Genomic DNA, 18,466 nt, shown 5'->3' on the forward strand with positions numbered 1-18,466 from the left:
AGCGGTCATGAAAAATCTCACTCAAATAAGGACATATTTTGCAGCTGCACAGAATTCAGGGATACATTCAGACCATGTATCTCGCCGAATATCCCGATAAATTAATGTTGCTTGATGGTGCAAGTCGAGCAGACATTCCTCACCTTAAAGATTTTATTGAACATCAACTCCATCGTCCTTTTTCTGACCTAAAGTTGGTCGTTGTAACTCACATGCATCCAGACCACGCTGGTGGCGCGCACAAACTGCGTGATTTAACTGGATGTAAGCTATTGGCCGCAAAGCGAGAGAGCCAGTGGTATAGCGGTGTAGACGGTTGGCTAATGCATTTGACCGATTTGATGTTAGCGCGCTGGATGGCGAACCGGATGCGTAAACCAAAGCAAAACCTGTGGTATTCGCGCAAGTTAAAGCCAGATATCGAACTCGTCGATGGTGAGTGTATTCCGGGGTTTGATGATTGGCAGGTGCTAGAAACGCAGGGACATACCGATAGAGATTTGTCGGTTTATCATTCTGAACAAGATGTGTTGTATGTGGCGGATTTGATGGTGCAGGTTAAGAAACACCTGATTGCGCCGTTTCCCATATTTCATCCAAACCAATATCGCCAATCATTAAAGCGTGTGTTTGAGATGGATCCGCAATGTTTGCTTTTGGCGCATGGGGGAGAGGTGACTTTTGATGAAAAAGCGTATCAGCACATTTTGAATACAGCGCCGACTAAGCCAATGACGCACTGGCGAGTGACAAAGGTTAAAGCGAAGGGATTGTTGTTTGCGTTATTCCGTAGGAAGTAGGCGAAGATAAAGCCAGACGAGTGATGCTCAACAAAAACGTTCGATCACTCATCTGAAGCTACGGGGTTAAGATGCCAATAAGTGAGATTGGCTAGGATCAACGAGCACTTTGTCTGCCATGCCCTGACGACCTAACAACATCATGTAAGTCATTTTTTCACGGTTGGTCAACGTAATGTCGATTGGCCATTGTTTGTCACCCATGCGCAGCATGGTGGTGATAACGCAGCGATGCTCAAAGGTACCGTTTGAAGATTTAACTTTACGGTTTGCCTTTAGCTTCGCTGTGCAGCGAACCACTTGTTCTAAATGATAAACATCCGGGTGTAGATCGAATGCAACGTAAGACTGACCATCTTTTTCAAAGCAATCAATGTTATCTACATGCAATGAAGAGGTTTGTGCGCCCGTATCAATGCGCGCTTCAAGGTGAGTAATCCCTAACTCAGGTAAGCAAATAGCTTCGGCGTTCCCAATGATCATTTTCTGATTCATAGTGTCATCCTAGCGATGAGTAATACGAGAGCCTACTGAGCAGGCTCTCACTCAAACAATTATCAACCTTTACCACGAGTACGGTTTGCGTGTGGTTTTGCGTTTTTCTCGATAAAGTCGAAAATCATACCAGCAACGTCTTTTTCTGTTGCGAGCTCGATACCTTCAAGACCTGGTGAAGAATTCACTTCCATTACCACTGGGCCGTTTTTAGATTGAAGGATATCTACACCGCATAGGTTTAACCCCATGACTTTTGCCGCGTTAATCGCAGTAGCGCGTTCTTCTTTGCTTAGTCGCACTAACTGTGCAGAGCCGCCGCGATGTAAGTTAGAGCGGAACTCGCCTTCTTTCGCTTGGCGCTTCATCGCAGCAATCACTTTATTACCGACAACAAAGCAACGTATGTCTGCGCCTTTAGCTTCTTCGATGAACTCTTGCACCATGATGTTTGCTTTCAATCCCATGAATGCTTCGATCACGCTTTCTGCTGCTTTGTTGGTTTCAGCAAGCACAACACCGATGCCTTGAGTACCTTCTAGTAATTTAATCACTAGAGGTGCGCCACCAACATTTTTGATCACGTCCTGAATGTTATCAGGGTGGTGAGCAAAGCCAGTGCGCGGCAAGCCGATGCCTTTACGCGATAACAGTTGCAACGAGCGTAATTTGTCACGAGAACGACTGATCGCGACCGATTCGTTGACACAAAATGTGCCCATCATTTCAAACTGACGTACAACCGCGGTACCGTAGAATGTGATGGATGCACCGATGCGAGGAATCACAGCGTCGTATTGTGGCAATTCTTCACCCTTATAGCGGATCTTAGGGTTGTTGCTCGTAATGTCCATATAACAGTGCAGAGTATCGATGACGTCTACTTGATGTCCACGCTCTTCACCTGCCTGTTTTAGGCGCATGGTTGAATATAAATTCTCATTACGAGAGAGAATAGCAATACGCATGGCAATTCCTTAGTAAGTCAGTACCAAATTAAAAATATAAGTATAGAGTATAGAATGCAGCAGGTATGTGATATTTAGGTGATATTACCTACTGACTTCAACGATTTAGATGTGTGGTTGGACAACCACTTCGTTAGAGGTGCGCACCTTAGGTTTTTTTCTCGCGAGAAGAAAACGAAAAAAACTCGTCGTTACGACAAAAATAATTTGTTGAATCATCGGACATTCTCAGCGTTGTAAGCCGGAAGTTGTCTGTGGACTTTTTTAAGCAAACGGATTGTGACGAGTTTAAAACGCTAGGCTATTCTGTAGTTTGTTTTGAGTTTGTGATGACGTCCAATAACACATCTTTAATTGTTTGATAGCGCAGTGGCAGAACACGACTGCGTTTGCGAACTAAAAATAACTCTTCACACACGGTATTTTTCAGTTGTGCGATGTGCAAGGTATCTTTTTGTGGGAAGTTGTCGACAGCACTTTGAGGCAGCACGGTGAAGCCGAGTCCTTTACTCACAGGTAGTAAAATTTGGCTTAATTGATTCACGTAGCCGGATAATGGTAAATCGCTCATCTTAATTTCTTGGAGCTCTTGTTCCGCGCATTGGTCAAAAAACAGCGTCATGTAGTGCTTGGCATCAGGATGGGCAATGACACCACAGTCGTGCAAGAGTTGTGGTGTTATCTGCTTTTCGCGGTATTGATTAGGTAGGACTAAGCACAACTGCTCCTTACCAATTCTTTCACTGTGAAATAAACCTTTGTGAGGAACATCAGTTACGATACCAATATCAATGCTCCCTTCCGTTATTGCATTGAGAATCGAGTGATTGGGTGCGGCTTCTAAATGCAGCGATAAGCCTGGGTGCTGTTTTTGCTTTTCTAAAAGAGGGCCATACAGCATCAATGCCATTGCGCCAGAACAGGCCAGTTTACAGTGACCTGAAAATGCATCATCAAAACTGAGTTCTTCGAGCAACGCTTTCTCTCTTTCTTCTAACTCCAGCGCGTAGGCGTAAACAATCCGACCTTGCTCTGTTAATTCGAAGCTTTTGTTTTCACGTTTGATCAGCGCATGCTGACAACTTTGCTCTAACTTTTTGATGTGTTGGCTGACACCTGGTTGGGTCATAAAAAGTTTTTCTGCCGTTTGTGTGAAATGACCGACTTCAATCAATGTCTTAAATGTATGTAACCAAACAGGATTAAGCATAATGTGAGATTTGCTGTGAGCTTGCTGAAAGACGTAGAGAAAATGATAGCACGGCACGAAATAAATCGACGCAAGAGAATCGGGTGCCTCGTGAATAATAAATACCAGACAAAATAAAACCCCGCCTGGTTTCCCAGACGGGGCTTATTCTCTTTCGCAGCAATCCGGCTACTATAGGTGCTCCCTGCATCTATCCTTGATTGTGGCTAAGTCCTTTAACCGAGTTCCTCGTTCATCGCCTTCCTAGCGGTGTCCATTCTTGCCTATCATCCTGACGGGCGAACTCTATCCTAGAGCTTAACTACATCCTTGCTGATAACTCATCCTAAGCTACCAAATCTTCATCCTGAAGATACCTAGTCCATTAGGCTTTTTTCCTGTTCCCGCCAACATCCTGTCGACACAATCAGTATTGATGTTTTGCTGATTACTCTCAATTAGCTAGGTAAAAAAACTTTGGCAGTGAATATTGTGTGAAATGGCATAAGTGATAATTTTCAATTGCTTATATTTATTTTTCGATTTTGTCTTAGTCAATGATGGTCGTTTTGCTTACATTGCTTGTGAGAGATGTCGCACAAGATGTCGAGCAAATGTCCGAGTTGGCGTCGTTTTCATCCTGTTTAAGAATTTGCTCAAGATCACAACTCGATTTGTAGCCATAAAATTTGGCGATAGTGTCAGGTGGAATTTCCATTTCTTTGATGGCGAATGTTGCCCATTCATCACGTGTTTTGTGCAGGACTTGGCGTAGCTTGACAGTGAAGTGACTCATGAAAGTCTCCTTAGTTATCTTGTCTTTCAAGGCAACAATAAGGAGCGTGACGACACAAAGTTGATAGTATGCCGCTTAATATCAATACTATTTCGGCGTGATGAAGATTAAGCTGGCAATACTGATATTATTTGAGCGTGAAACAATACTATTTTGTGGAGTAGCCAATGGCACACATCGAAAAAGTACCGCAAAGACCAGGTTTTTCTTGGCGCTATCGTCGCATTGATGAGCCAGAAAAAGAGTACGATCTCCATTTTCACGATGATGTGTTTGAATTAGTCATCCATCGCCACTTCACTGGCAGTTTGCATATTGGTCATCACGAATTAGAAGTGACTCACAACCAAATGCTATTGATCGCTCCAGGTGTGCCTCACTCTATTCACTCCACATTGGTCGAAAGCAAGTGCGAGACTCATGTGATTTGGTTTAAGCGTGAGTGGATTGCCAATTTGATGTTCTATTGCGCAGAGCTTAGAAAGCTTGATCCGCTTTTAAAAGCGGCCAACAAAGGTGTGATGTTTTCTGAGCGGACAGCTCAGCACGTTGTGGATCTTTTGCATGAGCTCATGACGTTTCCTGCAATGGAGCAACTATCGAGATTTCTCCATGTTTTGTCTCTGATTGCTCACGACGAAGGGGCGAAAACACTGATGACTCACTCTTACTTATCGATGAGTGAACACGAATTACAGGAAAGAGAACGAGTGGCAAGTGTCAACGCGTATCTCGAACAGTACTTTGCAACTAAGGTGACGCTCGCAGACTTGGCGAACTACTTATCGCTGAGTGAAAGTGCGGTCACAAGATTGTTTCAAAAGCACTTTAAAGAGCCGTTTAGCCAACGCCTAATGAAATTGCGGATCAATCATGCCGCAGATTTGCTGCAATCAACGCCTTTGCCGATTGGAATTGTGTTTGAGAGAGTAGGGTATCGAAATCAAGCCCTGTTTAATCGTCACTTCAAAACGTATAAAGGGCTTACGCCACGCGAGTACCGCCAGCAATATCAGCAGCGAATCCAGCCTTAATTGGGTTGCACACAACTGCGATCACGAACGCGAAAAGAGTTGCTCGGTTGAAAGTGATGGGCAATTGATATCTTACTTGCAAAATTTTTCAGGAATCATTATTAAGATTCAGTGACAGATAATATAGGGAACTTGATTGCCATTTTTCTGTCATATCTGGTGAGTAAGTTAACCGTGTCAGAGAGATAATACGCCGTTTACTAGTCAAAGATGACTGCAAGAAATCGGTAATTATCATTATGTTGTGAAATTGGTCACGGTTAAATAATTGGTTCCCTTATAGATTGAAGGGGATTCGACCTTAGACAATAAGCTCCATAAGGAGCGTTACTTATATAAGATGAGGGATTTTACTATGAAAAAGACTAGAAGAGCTCAGCTACATCGTGTGCGTATTCAATACTGGAAAGACACGAAAGACGCACCAGCTAAAAAATCATAGTTAATGATACCTAAAGGCACGAGCTGGCAGGGGAACGCCGTTTCCCGCTGATTGCCAGCTCAAAAACGCCACAATCACATTCACTCCGCACAACCTCCCAGCACTCTACTTTTACTATCACACACTTCCAAAAGTAAAAAAGCCAGTCCGGAGACCAGCTTTTTATTATTGTCAGTATGACTCTGTAACTTACAGGTAGTTTGCGTCAACCAAGTCGCCAGCTTTTGCGCTTTTCACTTCTGGACGCGCTTCTAACCATGCAATAACTTGTGCTTTTTGCTCTTCAGTAGCACTGCCGTAACGGTCAGTAGAGCATAGGAAGCCTTCAAACAGTTCTAGACCACCGCCGCCGAAGCAAAGGCCAAGCCCATCAATGTAGTCTATAAAGTCATCAACGAATGCATCGTAACGGTCGAAGTCGTTGATGTCTGTTTCACAGCTGATCTCGAAACCTAGGATTGCGAACTCACCTAAGAACAGCTTTTTACGGATACGACGGCTCTTGTTATCGATCTTGTCTAATTTCATGATTATCTCTCGTAGATGATTTGAATTCGTACACCTTATACCTTCTATCACACTTTAGCCCAAGTAAAATCAGAATGAAGCGATACAGTTGGTGATTATGTGACCAAAACTTAATTGCTCAATTGGTAACGCTGCTGAGTTTGCTGCACTGCTGAAACACAAGTTTCATATGTTTTAAGCACTTTTGTCATTTTTCTTCTCCAAACTTCTTGCCGTTCAACTAATCACTTATTTATTAATTAAACTATAAGATCGGGAAAGTAAAAATGAGCAAGGAAACCTTTGACGCGACGCGTTATAACCAAAGTGAAAACAAACCATTTGAAGAAGTATTAGAAGCGAGCCTATCTCGACGCAGCATTCTGAAAGGTGGTTTAGGCATCAGTGCGATGACCGCATTTGGTGCTTTCGGATTGGCTGGTTGTAATTCGTCTGACTCAGGAAGTACAGTAAGCAGTGGCTCGGGCGTATCTAAAGCCGTTCTTAACTTTGAATCTATCCCTGGCTCACTCACTGACGCCGTTTCAATTCCACAAGGCTACACCGCACAAGTATTGGTACCTTGGGGAACACCACTTAATGCACAAGGCAGCGCATGGCAAAATGATGGTACCAACACCAGTACCGATCAGTTAAATGCGCTAGGCATGCACCATGACGGCATGCATTTTTTCCCATTGAACGATAGCACCACAGATGGCTTGCTATGTATTAACCACGAGTACATTGATACATCAGCACTGCATCCAAACGGTCCGACGGTTGAAAATGGCGTACGTACCATTGTAGATGAAGTGCGTAAAGAGATTAACGCGCACGGTGTGTCAGTGGTTCGTATTCAACTGGAAGACAACATGTGGAAGTTGGTTGATACCGATCCACTAAACCGCCGTTACACTGGTGCGACAGCAATGGACTTATCTGGCCCAGTCGCGCACACGTCACTAACCGTCACTCGTTTCTCGCCAGATGGCAGCCAAGCACGTGGTACGTTAAACAACTGTGGCAACGGCTACACGCCATGGGGCACTTACTTAACTTGTGAAGAGAACTGGCCAGGTTACTTTGTTAACGCCGGGACTCGTACAGAAGAACAAGATCGCATTGGTGTTGATGACCAAAGCACACGCTACTTGTGGGAAACACTTGCAGGAAATGCAGAAGAGCGTCTTGATGAGTTCTCTCGCTTTAATGTGGCTCCAACAGGAGCAAGTGCAATGGATGATTACCGTAATGAAGCCAATGGTCACGGTTACATCGTCGAAATAGACCCTTACACGCAAAACTCGCGTGCGAAGAAGCGTACTGCACTAGGTCGTTTCCGTCACGAAGGCTGTACTTTTGGTAAGCTTGAAGAAGGCAAACCAGTGGTATTCTACTCTGGTCACGACTCTCGCTTTGAGTACCTATACAAATTTGAATCTGCGGCAGCGTGGGACCCTGCAGATGCAAACTCGGAAAACCGCCTAGCGACAGGCGATAAGTATATGGACGAAGGCACACTGTATGTTGCGCGTTTCAATGAAGACAGTACAGGTACTTGGTTGCCGTTGACGCTTGATAGCGTAACAAAATCTGGTGGTACGTTAGCGGAGCACTTTAACTCATTGGCTGAAATTATCATTAATACGGCAGGCGCGGCTGACCTTGTTGGGGCAACCCCAATGGATCGCCCAGAGTGGTGTACGGTTGATCCATTCACAGGTTCGGTTTACTTAACATTGACGAACAATACGCGCCGTACAGATGAAACCAATCCTGCGAACCCACGTTTGAATAATAAGTTTGGTCACGTTATTCGTTGGGATGAAGGGGCTTCAGCTACAGACTTTACTTGGGATATTTTTGTCTTTGGTTCGCCAGCAAATGGTGATGCAGATACCAACCGTTCTGGCCTGAATGAGCTAAACCAGTTTGCTAGCCCTGACGGATTAGCGTTTGATGGCCGTGGTATTTTGTGGATTCAGACCGATAACGGCGCAGATGAAGTTACGTCTTACACTAATGATCAAATGTTGGCCGTTGTGCCATCTAAGCTAACAGATGAGAATGGTGACCAAGCAGTGATTGGTGCGGATAACCAAGCAGAGCTTAAACGTTTCTTTGTCGGACCAAATGGTTGTGAAGTGACAGGCTTTACTATCAGCCCTGATTACAAATCATTGTTTGTGAATATTCAGCACCCAGGCAACTGGCCATACAGTGAAGATGCCGCCGAAGAAACGCCTGCTGGTGTTTCTGTGCGTCCACGAGCTGCGACGGTTGTCATTCGACGTGAAGACGGTGGAGAGATTGCAGTTTAATCTCTAAATGCATTAACACCTTAAAATTCAAGCCCTGCAAATGCAGGGCTTGATTGTTTAGGCGAATGCCCAGTCGCACTTTATATCCAGACAACAGGCTTAGCTTTTCAATGAACCGCCTGAAGTACGAATCACGTCTTGATACCAGTAGAAGCTCTTCTTGCGTTTACGCTCTAGCGTTCCTCGCCCATCATCATGACGATCGACATAAATATAACCGTAACGCTTGCTCATTTCGGCTGTTGAGTTAGCCACCAAGTCGATTGGCCCCCAGCTGTTGAAGCCCATCAACTCAACGCCATCAAGAATCGCTTCGTGTGCTTGAACCAAATGATCATTAAGGTATGAGATTCGATAATCGTCTTGGATTTCCCCGTTTTCATCGAATTCATCACGAGCGCCTAAGCCATTCTCGACGATAAATAGCGGCTTTTGGTAACGATCGTGAAGGAAGTTAAGCAAAACGCGCAGGCCTTTTGGATCGATCAACCAGCCCCATTGGCTCTTTTCAAGGTATGGATTTGGTACGCTATCGACGATGTTACCCACTTCTTTCTGTTTCGGATCGGCACTCGCACAGCCACTTGCGTAGTAGCTGAAGGAAATAAAATCGACACTTGCCGATGCAATTTCTTTTAAGTCGCCAGCTTCCATTTGTATTTCAATGCCGTTTTCACGGAAGTAACGTTTCATGTAGCCTGGGTACTGACCACGAGTCTGCACATCACCGAAGAACAACCACTTATTATTTTCATGCATAGCAGCAAGCACATCATCAGGGTTGCAGGTGTATGGGTAGTTGATTGCGCCAAGCAGCATGTTACCAATCTTGCCGTTTGGTACGATTTGCTGACACAGTTTTACCGCTTTCGCGTTTGCTACAAGCTGGTGGTGAATCGCTTGATAAATGTCTTGTTCACTGGCGTCTTCTTGCAAGCCCACTCCCGTAAATGGCGCATGCAGTGACATGTTGATTTCGTTAAAGGTAAGCCACAGCTTCACTTTGTCTTTGTAGCGTTCAAGCACGGTGCGAGCGTAACGCTCGAAAAACTCGATCACTCGACGATCGCCCCAACCACCATAATTCTCAACCAAGGCGTAAGGCATCTCGTAATGAGAAAGCGTTACAAATGGTTGCATATCGTGTTTGGCTAGTTCATCAAAAATTTTGTCGTAAAACGCCAGTCCTTCTTCGTTTGGCTCCAGTTCATCGCCATTAGGAAAAATACGACTCCAAGCGATGGACAAGCGCAGGCAGGTGAATCCCATCTCTTTAAACAGGGCAATATCTTCTGGATAGCGATTGTAGAAATCGATCGCAAGATCTTTGATGCCAGGCGTTCGTTCTTCACGCGTTTGATGCGGGCTTAGAATGCCGTTTGGCAACATATCTGATGTTGATAAACCTTTCCCCCCAAGGTTGTATGCCCCCTCTACCTGGTTTGCCGCAATGGCACCACCCCAAAGGAAATTATCTGGAAACTTAATCATGTTTCTCACTCTTTATATCTAGGAAATGTTTGTGGATTTATTGCTTGAGAATAGTGTAGGAGACATCTCGATACTTGTAGCGAGATCGTGTTTTTATCAGTTCATCACCAAACGTCAGTAATGATAAACATTGAGATATAGGATGGTTGTTAACACTGCCAACCTAAGTGAATTTAGGTTGGCATTCGTATTCAAAACGTAAATGCTAAATTCGCCGCCGCGCCAAACTGGTTATCGCCAGCGTAAGACCCTGCTAGGTCTACACTGATCACATCAAAAGGACTGATGCCAATGCCACCTGTCACCGAGTTATCGAGATTATTTTCTAGGTCAACTTCATAACCAGCGCGGAGTTGCGCCCATCCCCAAGCATTCCCCTCGATACCAACTCGAATAAACTGGGTGTCATCGTCGAGCTCTTTAAAGCGCTTTTGTTTGGTGAGATCGGCGTCTAGGCTCAGAGCTACATAGTCCCCGACATAGCCGATACCAAGGGTCGCTTGTGGCGTGAGTTCGTAGGTATAGTTGCCTAGTTTTGTTTCTATATCTTGCTCGAAGACGTCTTTTAACGAGAGACCAGCTCTAAATGCGTTGTGATACCAAGCGACCCCAAGATCCATATTGAACGTGTTCTTTGATACTTCACTTTTGTCGTAATCCTCGATATCAAAGTCATCTAGTGTTGTACGCTGCGTATAGGTTTTAAGTTGTTGGTATTTGGGCGTAATACCAAATGCGAATTGCTGCCCACCTATCGTGTAAGCGCGAGCCAAGGCAACGCCATATTCCGCACTACCGAAAGCCGCTAGGTCGACGGCAGAATTGAGGTATCGATCTGCGGTGTTTGTTGAATCTGAGATATCGGGTGCCGCAAGTATCTCCACATAACCAGCGCTAAAAAGGTTTACCGACATGTAGCGTGTTGGAATCGCAATCGCGAGGCTCAGACCTCCATTAATGACGACTGGAGCACTCTTATCTAATTGATCGAGTAGTCGATTAAGTTCGGCTTCGTTCGCAGGTGTGGGAATGCCCTGAATACTATCGTAAAGGTCTTGAACATCATCAACGGCTGATAAAGCTTCATCCTCATCGTGAATATTGACGCCGAGAGCAGGAATGAGTAGGCCGATATCGTCATTTTCTCGATAGAGAGCGCCTAGGGCTGGGTTGTGTAGAGGAGCGGTTAAATAGTCAGCGGAAACGACGCCTGTATTTCCCATTCCGTGACTTCGAGCGTCTGCTGCGTAAGGTGCTGCAAAAGCGTGAGGTGATAAAATAAAAAGCGCCCCTGTTGCTGCTAAAGTTAGTTTTCTCATAACGCATCCATTCTTACTTTAAATAATTACTTATCAATAAATTAGATGGTGGGAGCTAAAACTTGGTGTCAACCACCAAAAATTGCGCTGATGAATAGCATGTGGCGATTCATCAAGTTAAGCGTAGGTTAGGCAACTCGCTTTATAAAGTTGATCAGGGTTTATTGCTCTTTAATTGCGTGGAGAAAAGCTGAAGAGGTGGACGGTATTGGGTTAGCTACGATGAGGAGCGAGCTCAAACATTAAGGTGAAGGACATGCCTTTATCAGCGTTGAGCTGCGCACTGACTTTCCCTTGCATATCTCGCATATTGTTGGCGGTAATGGAAAGCCCTAACCCCAGTCCTTCACCAATTTTTTTACTGGTTTGGAAAGGTTCGAACATGGTATCGAGTTGGTCCGAAGGTACCCCACACCCATTATCACTTACCACGACCTCGACATTATCGGAAGTGGGTGTAACGGCAATCATTAACTGTGGATCTTGGGTCTCTTTCATCGCATCTAATGCGTTGGAAATTAGGTTGCCGAGCACTTGTTGTAGGCGTTGCTCTTCGCCAATGATATTGGGTAAGTCGTTGGGAATGCGTACCCGAACATCTACCTTCGCGAGTTGAGATTGATAGACGCGTAGCGTCTCTTCTAAAGCGTTTGTCAGCGATATCTCGTGCAGTGTCTCTGGTTTATTGTAGGCAAACGTTTTTAGCTGAGTGGTCATGCTTGCCATGCGGTCAATCAACTTTTGAATCAACTTGTTATTGGCTTTCATCATGTCTGTTTGTCCACGTTCTGCTAGCAACTCATTGGTGGTTAAAAGGGTACGCAGGCCAGTCAATGGTTGGTTTAACTCGTGGGCAATCGCGCTCGACATTCTGCCCAATGCTGCCATTTTGCTTGATTCAATCAATTGCTCTTGGGCTTGTTTTAAAGCTTGAGTTCGCTCTTCCACCCTTTGAGCGAGCTCTTGGTTAATCAGCTGCAGCGATTGTTCCGCTTTTTTACGTTTGCTAATGTCGATTATGGTAGCAAGGAAATACTGCTCACCGTGCCATGGGAAGCTAGTGAGTGAAAAGAGTACAGGAAATACGCTGCCATCACTGCGTCGCGCCATGGTTTCTACAGCGCTAATCTCTGCTAGTTCCTTATGCTTTGGCAGATCTCTAAGCAAAGTGAGTGTGGTCGAATTTGAATTACCCGCATCAAATAACTCCCAGGCGAAGGTATGACGATTCACACTTTCAGGAAGACAAAAAAGGCGTTTTGCCATTGGGTTGAGGTCGAACAATAGACCTTGTTCATCAATCAACAACAAACCAACATGTGTTTTATTGATCATCTGTTTAAGTCGGCGTTGCGATTCTTCTAGTAAGGCTTGAATACGCTGCTGATTGAGATGTTTTTGTCGACGCTGTAAACCAATGATCACCAATAGAATAAGGAGCAGGAGGAGCGCTGCGATGCTCCATCCAATGACACTAATCGTTTGCTGAACAGGTTTGGTCGGAATAAGGTAACTGACAAACCAGTTTAAGTCGTCCAGCTTTACTGTGTGTGCAAAGTAGCGCTGCTGATTGAGAGTCCAGAAATGAATCACCGTATTGTCATACAGTGTTTGAGTTTCGACTTTGACTTGGTTATTCGGTTCATTAAACCAATCGGCGTTATAGTTTGTACTGCTGGAGAGGAAGAAGCGTTGATGGCGATTTTGTAGCGTGATGATGTCTTGGCTGGTGATGGTCTGCTCCGTTAGCAAACTCAGGTTGATTTGAACAACAACGATGCCCGCTATCTCCAAACCATCAAAAATTGGTGCAGAGAGGTAGTAAAGTGGACTAGAACCTTTTGTTTTATTCACTAGTGAGACGCCTTCTCCCTGACGTTGTATTTGTTCGACAATCGCACGGCGGTCAGAGCGACTGAACCGTTCATCGATCAGACTCGATACCAACACTTCTCCCGAGGTTGAAAGTATCAACCAACCCTCTGTATTCGAGGCTTTATCGAGCTGTGTCAGTTGTGCTTGAAGTGGCTCGTAGTAGTTTAAATTGCCTTTAACAAACGCAATTGTTTCTGGGTTATTCGTGACGAGATAGGGAAGGTGATAGAAACGTTTTAATGCTCGGCGGACTTCACCAATGTAGTCGAGGAGTTTCTGTTGTGCTTCTTGTTGAGTTTGGACGCTCAGCCATTGATGGGCCACCTCTCGGCTAGCACCGTAGAAAAAGATCACCAGCGCACTGATCAATACGGCGGTTAGCCACATTTTCCCATTCTTAGTGCGCTGCATTCGGACTCCGTTTGGCTGAATATAGTTATCGTAGTTGGTAGTGAAAGAGTGCGCTTAACTGATTGGATGTTAAAGAATTGTGATTAAGAAGTGGGATCTAGCTCCTTTTCTATAGCATGGTTTTTGCTAACTTTAGCAAAGACTTCTATCACCGATCAGGCAGTAACTCATGACTTTTGACGACATTCCGCGTATCGCCCTAATTGAAGATGATGACATCGTTCGTCAAGCAACAAGCCAATGGCTGCAATTGGCGGGGTTTGACGTCATAGCTTTTAGCTCGGGGGAGGAAGGCAAAACCGCCATTCTGAACCAAGAGTTTGATGCGATAGTTAGTGATGTTCGTTTGCCAGATACTGATGGAATTTCGATTTTAGAGAGCCTTATTGCGAACCACATTCCAACACCAATGATACTAATTACTGGTCATGGTGATGTGGATATGGCGGTGAATGCGCTACAAAACGGCGCGTTTGATTTTATTGAAAAACCTTTCCAGCCGGAGCGTTTGTCTCAACGTGTGACAGATGCGGTCGAGAGCCATCGCGCGCAAACATCGACGCTTCACCGCCAAGAGTATCTAGCTAGCGTGAGTGGTTTAGAAGAGGTGCTCATTGGTCAAAGTCGAGTGATGCAGCAATTACGCGAGCAAGTTGCGAAATTGGCGAAAATCGATACTAACGTGATCATTTACGGCGAAACAGGTTGTGGTAAAGAGCTGGTGGCGACCAGTTTACATAATGAAAGCCAACGCAGAACCCATCATTTTGTGCCAATCAACTGTGGCGCCATTCCTGAGAACCTGTTTGAAAGTGAGCTGTTTGGGCATGAAGCTGGGGCATTTACCGGAGCGGGTAAAAAGCGCATTGGCAAATTGGAATACGCGGATAAAGGCACCTTATTCTTTGATGAAATCGAGAGTATGCCGCTGTCCATGCAGGTGAAAGTGCTGCGTTCATTACAGGAACATACAGTTGAGCGCGTTGGAGGCAATCAACAGATCTCGGTTGATTTGAGAGTGATCGCCGCCGCGAAAGAAGATCTCAATGATCATGATGAGTTTCGTCAAGATTTGTATTATCGACTCAATGTGGCGCAGATCTATTTGCCACCATTACGTGAGCGAGAAGAAGATTCACTGATTTTGTTTGAGCACTTCACCTTGCAAACTAACCCTGAAACCCGACCATTGAGTGACGCCGACAGAAACGCAGTGCTTTCCTACGCTTGGCCTGGGAATGTTCGAGAGCTGCGAAACGTGGCTATGCGTTTTGCTTTGGATGAAACGGTATCTGTGATGGAAATTCTCTCTAGCCGTCCTTCGTCAACCACGGAGGAGACGCAAGTGGGTGTTCCACTGGTTATTCAATTACATAATTTTGAGCGCAAGGTGCTGCATGATTCATTGGTCAGGCATCACGGACGCATCAATGAAGTGATGCAGGAGTTGGATTTACCACGTCGAACCCTTAACCAAAAAATGCAAAAGTTTGGTTTAAATCGCTCTGATTATACTTAACGCAATTTTTAAGCTGACTTACCGCTATGGGCGTCACAAATATGATTATGCGCTTTTCGAGGGAGTCGGGACAAACTTATAAGTTAGGCCTTTCCCTTCTCCAAACAAGGTGACTTGGTTTCTGCCCGTATGTTTAGAGCTATACAGCGCTTCGTCTGCTTCAGCAACGACCTCGTGAAGCGATTGTCCCTCTGATAACTCACTGATTCCAAAGCTCATGGTGATCTCATTTTCGAATGACTGCAATGAGGCTTCAGTTTCCACCGCTAGGCGAATTTGCTCGGCAACAATTTTGGCGCGTTGTGCTTTTTCAAGTAAAACAATCATGAACTCATCACCACCAAATCGTACTGTGCAAGCTGACTCTGGGAGGTGTTTCTTAAAGATAGCGGCAATCGTAGCCATGACGGAATCGCCTACCGTATGGCCATAGTGATCATTAATCGCTTTGAACTCGTCCATGTCGGTCATGATGATGCTTGTTGATTGGTTCCGTTTGTGCGCTTGATTAACAAGATTTGGAACAATTTCTTCCATCGCGCGACGATTATGAAGCCCTGTGAGGGCGTCTAAATGTGAGAGATCATTGATTGACTGTATCAAGCGGCCATTAATTAGCCACAACATGCTAAAGCTCATAGCGACAATCAGACAGATGCTAAGTAAAAACGTCATCTGGTGGATAAAACCTGCGGTCATAAAATTTGGCACTTCATTGGCGAAAGCGCTCCAAAGTGCTCTGAAGCCCATAAAAATACTGAAGCAAAAGAAGGAGCACGCCATCACTATGGTTGGGAGTTTTTGGTCTTGCTTGGTGCCTTTCAGCATGGCGATCCCACTAAAAAACGTAACGATGCAGATATAAACACTTAAGTAAATGATGCGGCTTTTAATTGAATGGTCATGGAAGGTGAAATAATAAAACGAACCGCTGAAAATGGGCGTTAAAAAAGCGAGTGAGTGGGCCAGTTTTAGAGGGAATTGACGAAAAATGCTTACGCTGTAAAGCGTAAGCAAGAAGCCGATTAATATGAGCGTATTAGCTATGACGATGGTAAGCCAATCTGGTGCGGAGCCTCTAAATCCCAGTAAAAAAGGCCCAAAACCAATAAATAACAGCGAGAGAGAAAAAGTCTTTAAGCCTTTGATTTTTTTCTGTGTGTATTGGTAACAAAGTAGACTGATTGAGTAAATGCAAGAGAACAGAATAACGATAAAGTTGAGCGTTCTGATGTCTAAATACTGATTGTCCATAAGCGCTCCACATCAATCCATAGTTCAGGCAACTCCTTTGCCTGATATCAATAAGCGAACTACATATTAACTTACTTATTGAGTGATGTCTTATGTTAAACGGCTATTCATTTACCAGCTCGAATTGTTCGGTTTGGTTGGTTTTCGTCGTAAACAGCAGACCAACAATCATCATAAATACGCTAGGCATAATCCAGCTAGCAAAGTCATTGTACAGAGGCATGTAATTACCCATCCACTCATCGGTGGAATCTGGCATGTAACCTAGGATGTGCAGCGCATCAACACAACCAAACGTTAGAGCAGTGAACGCCGTCGCGACGACCATGATTTGCGACATCTTGTTGCGCACTGGTGCCATGATCATCAACGCAATTGCTACTGGGTGAAGCGCCACAACCGCTGGCAATGTGATAGCCAATAGTTGCTCCAGACCTACGTTGGCGATCAAACCTGCCAATACCATGGTCGTGATAACGCAGCCTTTGTAGTTCACTTTGCTGAAAGTGTTGTCGTAAAACTCACTGCCTGCTGTGGTTACGCCGATAGCAGTAGTCAAACACGCCAATACCATCACGGCACCTAATAATAGTGAGCCAAATGCACCGAAGTGGCTGAAGGTGAACGCCGTTAAGATGTCGCCACCATTACTGAACTCAGAACCCAAGTATGAGCTCGTCGAGCCAATGTAAGCCAATGAGATGTAAACAAATGCCATGGCAACGGCGTACATCAAAGCTGCGATTAGCGTGTATTTTGCGGTGGCTTTCGGACAATCCACCCCCATGCTGCGAATCGCTCGGAAGATGATCCAACCAAAACCGATAGAACCTAACGCATCCATGGTCATGTAGCCTTGCGTCAAGCCTTCAGCAAATGCGCCAGATACGTATGGTCCCGTTGCGGCAGTTAGCTCGCCAGCAGGAGAAACCAAAGCCGTCACAGACATGATGATCAAGATACCCATCAATGCAGGCGTTAAGATCTTGCCTAGGTTGTCGACTAACTTACCCGGATATAGGGCAAATAGAATGGTGATAGCACAGAAGGCAATAGTGAAAGGCACCAAAGCGGCATCACCAAACATTGGCGCAAAGCTAAATTGGTAAGCGACGGTAATTGCGCGCGGAATTACGAAAGCGGGACCAATCACGATAAACACCATCACCCAAAAACTGGTCGCCAAAGGTTTAGGTAGGGCGGCGGTTAATTTGTCTGAACCGTTTACGATAGCGACCATCACCAGCGCTATTGCAGGCAGACCTACGCCCGTTAAGAGGAAGCCAGACATCCCGCTGAGAAAGTTTTCACCTGCTTGATAACCCAAAAATGGAGGGAAGATCAGGTTACCCGCGCCTAAGTACATGGCGAAAGTCATGAAGCCCAAAGCGGCGATATTGCGTGCGCTTAACATTGTTATTCCTCTTATGTTTCGCTTGGAAGAAACTGAAAGGAATGGGAGGAGTATGTGGTGTTCCCGTCAGCTTCTTCTCAAGCTGACAGAAAGTTAGATATAGCCTGTCAGCTCTGAATCAGTTCCAGAGAGAGCAGGAGGATCGCAGCAGCAACGCCAGATGGGCGTTTTAAAGCGAATGGTAATTGCGCAGTTGCTGACATGAGTGATCCTTAATGACGAAAAAATACCAAGGAATACGTTTGCCTTGGTGTGTAGTTACCCTAACGAACATGAGGCTATTGGCACAACCCCGAAGTAGAAAATAAGTTGATACGGTCAATGTTTGTTTCTGAACTGGTGGATCGAACTGGTTTTTAAATTCAAAATTAGAATAAATGACTTTTCATTTAATTAACATGGCTTGTTTTGCTGTATTTTTGTGTTATTTGTAGTCGTTTAGGCTATAAGTCTCCGCTGATAAAGTGAGCAATTTAGAATGATGCGCTCTTTCTTCTTATTGTTAAGACGCTCATTAGTTGCAGTTCAATCCAAAATTGCGTCGGCAAAATATTGCTTATTAGCCAATCGGGCATTTGTTTCGTGTTGATCACATTTTATTAACCTTTTGCGTTCTAGGCGTGCAACC

The 18,466-nt window shown here is 44.9% G+C and carries 14 protein-coding genes; 4 read left to right on the forward strand and 10 right to left on the reverse strand.

All coding sequences use genetic code 11. The features are described 5' to 3' along the window. The first annotated feature begins 74 nt into the window (after window positions 1–74). Window positions 75–800 carry an MBL fold metallo-hydrolase gene (locus ACWYVB_RS04930; protein WP_457528477.1) on the forward strand — a complete coding sequence of 242 codons (726 nt, stop codon included), beginning with the start codon at window positions 75–77 and terminating at the stop codon, window positions 798–800. Between the two features lie 66 nt (window positions 801–866). Here the strand turns inward: ACWYVB_RS04930 and ACWYVB_RS04935 are convergent, their stop codons facing one another. The 4 genes from ACWYVB_RS04935 to ACWYVB_RS04950 all read right to left on the reverse strand — a co-directional run bounded on the left by ACWYVB_RS04935 (window position 867) and on the right by ACWYVB_RS04950 (window position 4,248). Beyond that, window positions 867–1,295: an ATP-dependent zinc protease family protein gene (locus ACWYVB_RS04935; protein ID WP_005393584.1), complete on the reverse strand. Its 429-nt coding sequence runs from the start codon at window positions 1,293–1,295 to the stop codon at window positions 867–869. Between the two features lie 62 nt (window positions 1,296–1,357). Next, the gene (gene rimK, locus ACWYVB_RS04940; protein ID WP_005393586.1) at window positions 1,358–2,263 is read right to left on the reverse strand and encodes a 30S ribosomal protein S6--L-glutamate ligase; all 906 of its coding nucleotides are present in this window, start codon (window positions 2,261–2,263) and stop codon (window positions 1,358–1,360) included. Between the two features lie 301 nt (window positions 2,264–2,564). Continuing rightward, window positions 2,565–3,473 (reverse strand): LysR family transcriptional regulator, encoded by a 909-nt coding sequence (locus ACWYVB_RS04945; RefSeq protein ID WP_065645588.1) that lies wholly within the window; start codon window positions 3,471–3,473, stop codon window positions 2,565–2,567. Between the two features lie 529 nt (window positions 3,474–4,002). Continuing rightward, window positions 4,003–4,248 (reverse strand): hypothetical protein, encoded by a 246-nt coding sequence (locus ACWYVB_RS04950; protein ID WP_046873894.1) that lies wholly within the window; start codon window positions 4,246–4,248, stop codon window positions 4,003–4,005. A gap of 167 nt (window positions 4,249–4,415) precedes the next feature. On the opposite strand from ACWYVB_RS04950, the gene ACWYVB_RS04955 reads away from it, so the two are divergent. Further along, complete coding sequence (locus tag ACWYVB_RS04955) at window positions 4,416–5,282, forward strand: helix-turn-helix transcriptional regulator (RefSeq protein ID WP_074189729.1); 867 nt, start codon at window positions 4,416–4,418, stop codon at window positions 5,280–5,282. Window positions 5,283–5,913: 631 nt separating this feature from the next. On the opposite strand, the gene ACWYVB_RS04960 is transcribed toward ACWYVB_RS04955, so the two are convergent. Continuing rightward, entirely contained in the window at window positions 5,914–6,252 is a 339-nt protein-coding gene (locus ACWYVB_RS04960) for a YggL 50S ribosome-binding family protein (protein ID WP_005393599.1), read from the reverse strand. 266 nt (window positions 6,253–6,518) lie between these two features. Here ACWYVB_RS04960 and ACWYVB_RS04965 point away from each other — a divergent pair, with 266 nt between their 5' ends. After that, on the forward strand, window positions 6,519–8,555 hold the full coding sequence (locus ACWYVB_RS04965; RefSeq protein ID WP_048624668.1) for a PhoX family protein: 2,037 nt from the start codon (window positions 6,519–6,521) through the stop codon (window positions 8,553–8,555). A 99-nt stretch (window positions 8,556–8,654) separates the two neighbouring features. On the opposite strand, the gene ACWYVB_RS04970 is transcribed toward ACWYVB_RS04965, so the two are convergent. The 3 genes from ACWYVB_RS04970 to ACWYVB_RS04980 all read right to left on the reverse strand — a co-directional run bounded on the left by ACWYVB_RS04970 (window position 8,655) and on the right by ACWYVB_RS04980 (window position 13,651). After that, entirely contained in the window at window positions 8,655–10,046 is a 1,392-nt protein-coding gene (locus ACWYVB_RS04970) for a glycoside hydrolase family 1 protein (RefSeq protein WP_457528195.1), read from the reverse strand. A 191-nt stretch (window positions 10,047–10,237) separates the two neighbouring features. Continuing rightward, window positions 10,238–11,365, reverse strand: a complete 1,128-nt coding sequence (locus ACWYVB_RS04975; RefSeq protein ID WP_006741246.1) for a conjugal transfer protein TraF — start codon at window positions 11,363–11,365, stop codon at window positions 10,238–10,240. 213 nt (window positions 11,366–11,578) lie between these two features. After that, window positions 11,579–13,651, reverse strand: a complete 2,073-nt coding sequence (locus tag ACWYVB_RS04980) for a sensor histidine kinase (RefSeq protein ID WP_457528197.1) — start codon at window positions 13,649–13,651, stop codon at window positions 11,579–11,581. Between the two features lie 169 nt (window positions 13,652–13,820). Here ACWYVB_RS04980 and ACWYVB_RS04985 point away from each other — a divergent pair, with 169 nt between their 5' ends. Continuing rightward, on the forward strand, window positions 13,821–15,170 hold the full coding sequence (locus ACWYVB_RS04985) for a sigma-54-dependent transcriptional regulator (RefSeq protein WP_005393614.1): 1,350 nt from the start codon (window positions 13,821–13,823) through the stop codon (window positions 15,168–15,170). A gap of 45 nt (window positions 15,171–15,215) precedes the next feature. On the opposite strand, the gene ACWYVB_RS04990 is transcribed toward ACWYVB_RS04985, so the two are convergent. Together ACWYVB_RS04990 and brnQ are read right to left on the reverse strand one after the other, a co-directional pair. Beyond that, the gene (locus ACWYVB_RS04990) at window positions 15,216–16,424 is read right to left on the reverse strand and encodes a diguanylate cyclase (protein WP_457528199.1); all 1,209 of its coding nucleotides are present in this window, start codon (window positions 16,422–16,424) and stop codon (window positions 15,216–15,218) included. A 103-nt stretch (window positions 16,425–16,527) separates the two neighbouring features. After that, complete coding sequence (brnQ, locus tag ACWYVB_RS04995) at window positions 16,528–17,838, reverse strand: branched-chain amino acid transport system II carrier protein (protein WP_457528201.1); 1,311 nt, start codon at window positions 17,836–17,838, stop codon at window positions 16,528–16,530. Window positions 17,839–18,466: the final 628 nt, after the last annotated feature.

The sequence above is a fragment of the Vibrio sp. JZG10 genome (assembly GCF_054064075.1).

Bases quoted from the DNA above. Each gene is read 5' to 3' on its own strand.
- brnQ (WP_457528201.1), bottom strand. From the start codon at position 17,838: ATGTTAAGCGCACGCAATATCGCCGCTTTGGGCTTCATGACTTTCGCC.
- ACWYVB_RS04965 (WP_048624668.1), top strand. From the start codon at position 6,519: ATGAGCAAGGAAACCTTTGACGCGACGCGTTATAACCAAAGTGAAAAC.
- ACWYVB_RS04950 (WP_046873894.1), bottom strand. From the start codon at position 4,248: ATGAGTCACTTCACTGTCAAGCTACGCCAAGTCCTGCACAAAACACGT.
- rimK (WP_005393586.1), bottom strand. From the start codon at position 2,263: ATGCGTATTGCTATTCTCTCTCGTAATGAGAATTTATATTCAACCATG.
- ACWYVB_RS04990 (WP_457528199.1), bottom strand. From the start codon at position 16,424: ATGGACAATCAGTATTTAGACATCAGAACGCTCAACTTTATCGTTATT.
- ACWYVB_RS04945 (WP_065645588.1), bottom strand. From the start codon at position 3,473: ATGCTTAATCCTGTTTGGTTACATACATTTAAGACATTGATTGAAGTC.
- ACWYVB_RS04960 (WP_005393599.1), bottom strand. From the start codon at position 6,252: ATGAAATTAGACAAGATCGATAACAAGAGCCGTCGTATCCGTAAAAAG.
- ACWYVB_RS04970 (WP_457528195.1), bottom strand. From the start codon at position 10,046: ATGATTAAGTTTCCAGATAATTTCCTTTGGGGTGGTGCCATTGCGGCA.
- ACWYVB_RS04935 (WP_005393584.1), bottom strand. From the start codon at position 1,295: ATGAATCAGAAAATGATCATTGGGAACGCCGAAGCTATTTGCTTACCT.
- ACWYVB_RS04955 (WP_074189729.1), top strand. From the start codon at position 4,416: ATGGCACACATCGAAAAAGTACCGCAAAGACCAGGTTTTTCTTGGCGC.
- ACWYVB_RS04980 (WP_457528197.1), bottom strand. From the start codon at position 13,651: ATGCAGCGCACTAAGAATGGGAAAATGTGGCTAACCGCCGTATTGATC.
- ACWYVB_RS04985 (WP_005393614.1), top strand. From the start codon at position 13,821: ATGACTTTTGACGACATTCCGCGTATCGCCCTAATTGAAGATGATGAC.
- ACWYVB_RS04975 (WP_006741246.1), bottom strand. From the start codon at position 11,365: ATGAGAAAACTAACTTTAGCAGCAACAGGGGCGCTTTTTATTTTATCA.
- ACWYVB_RS04930 (WP_457528477.1), top strand. From the start codon at position 75: ATGTATCTCGCCGAATATCCCGATAAATTAATGTTGCTTGATGGTGCA.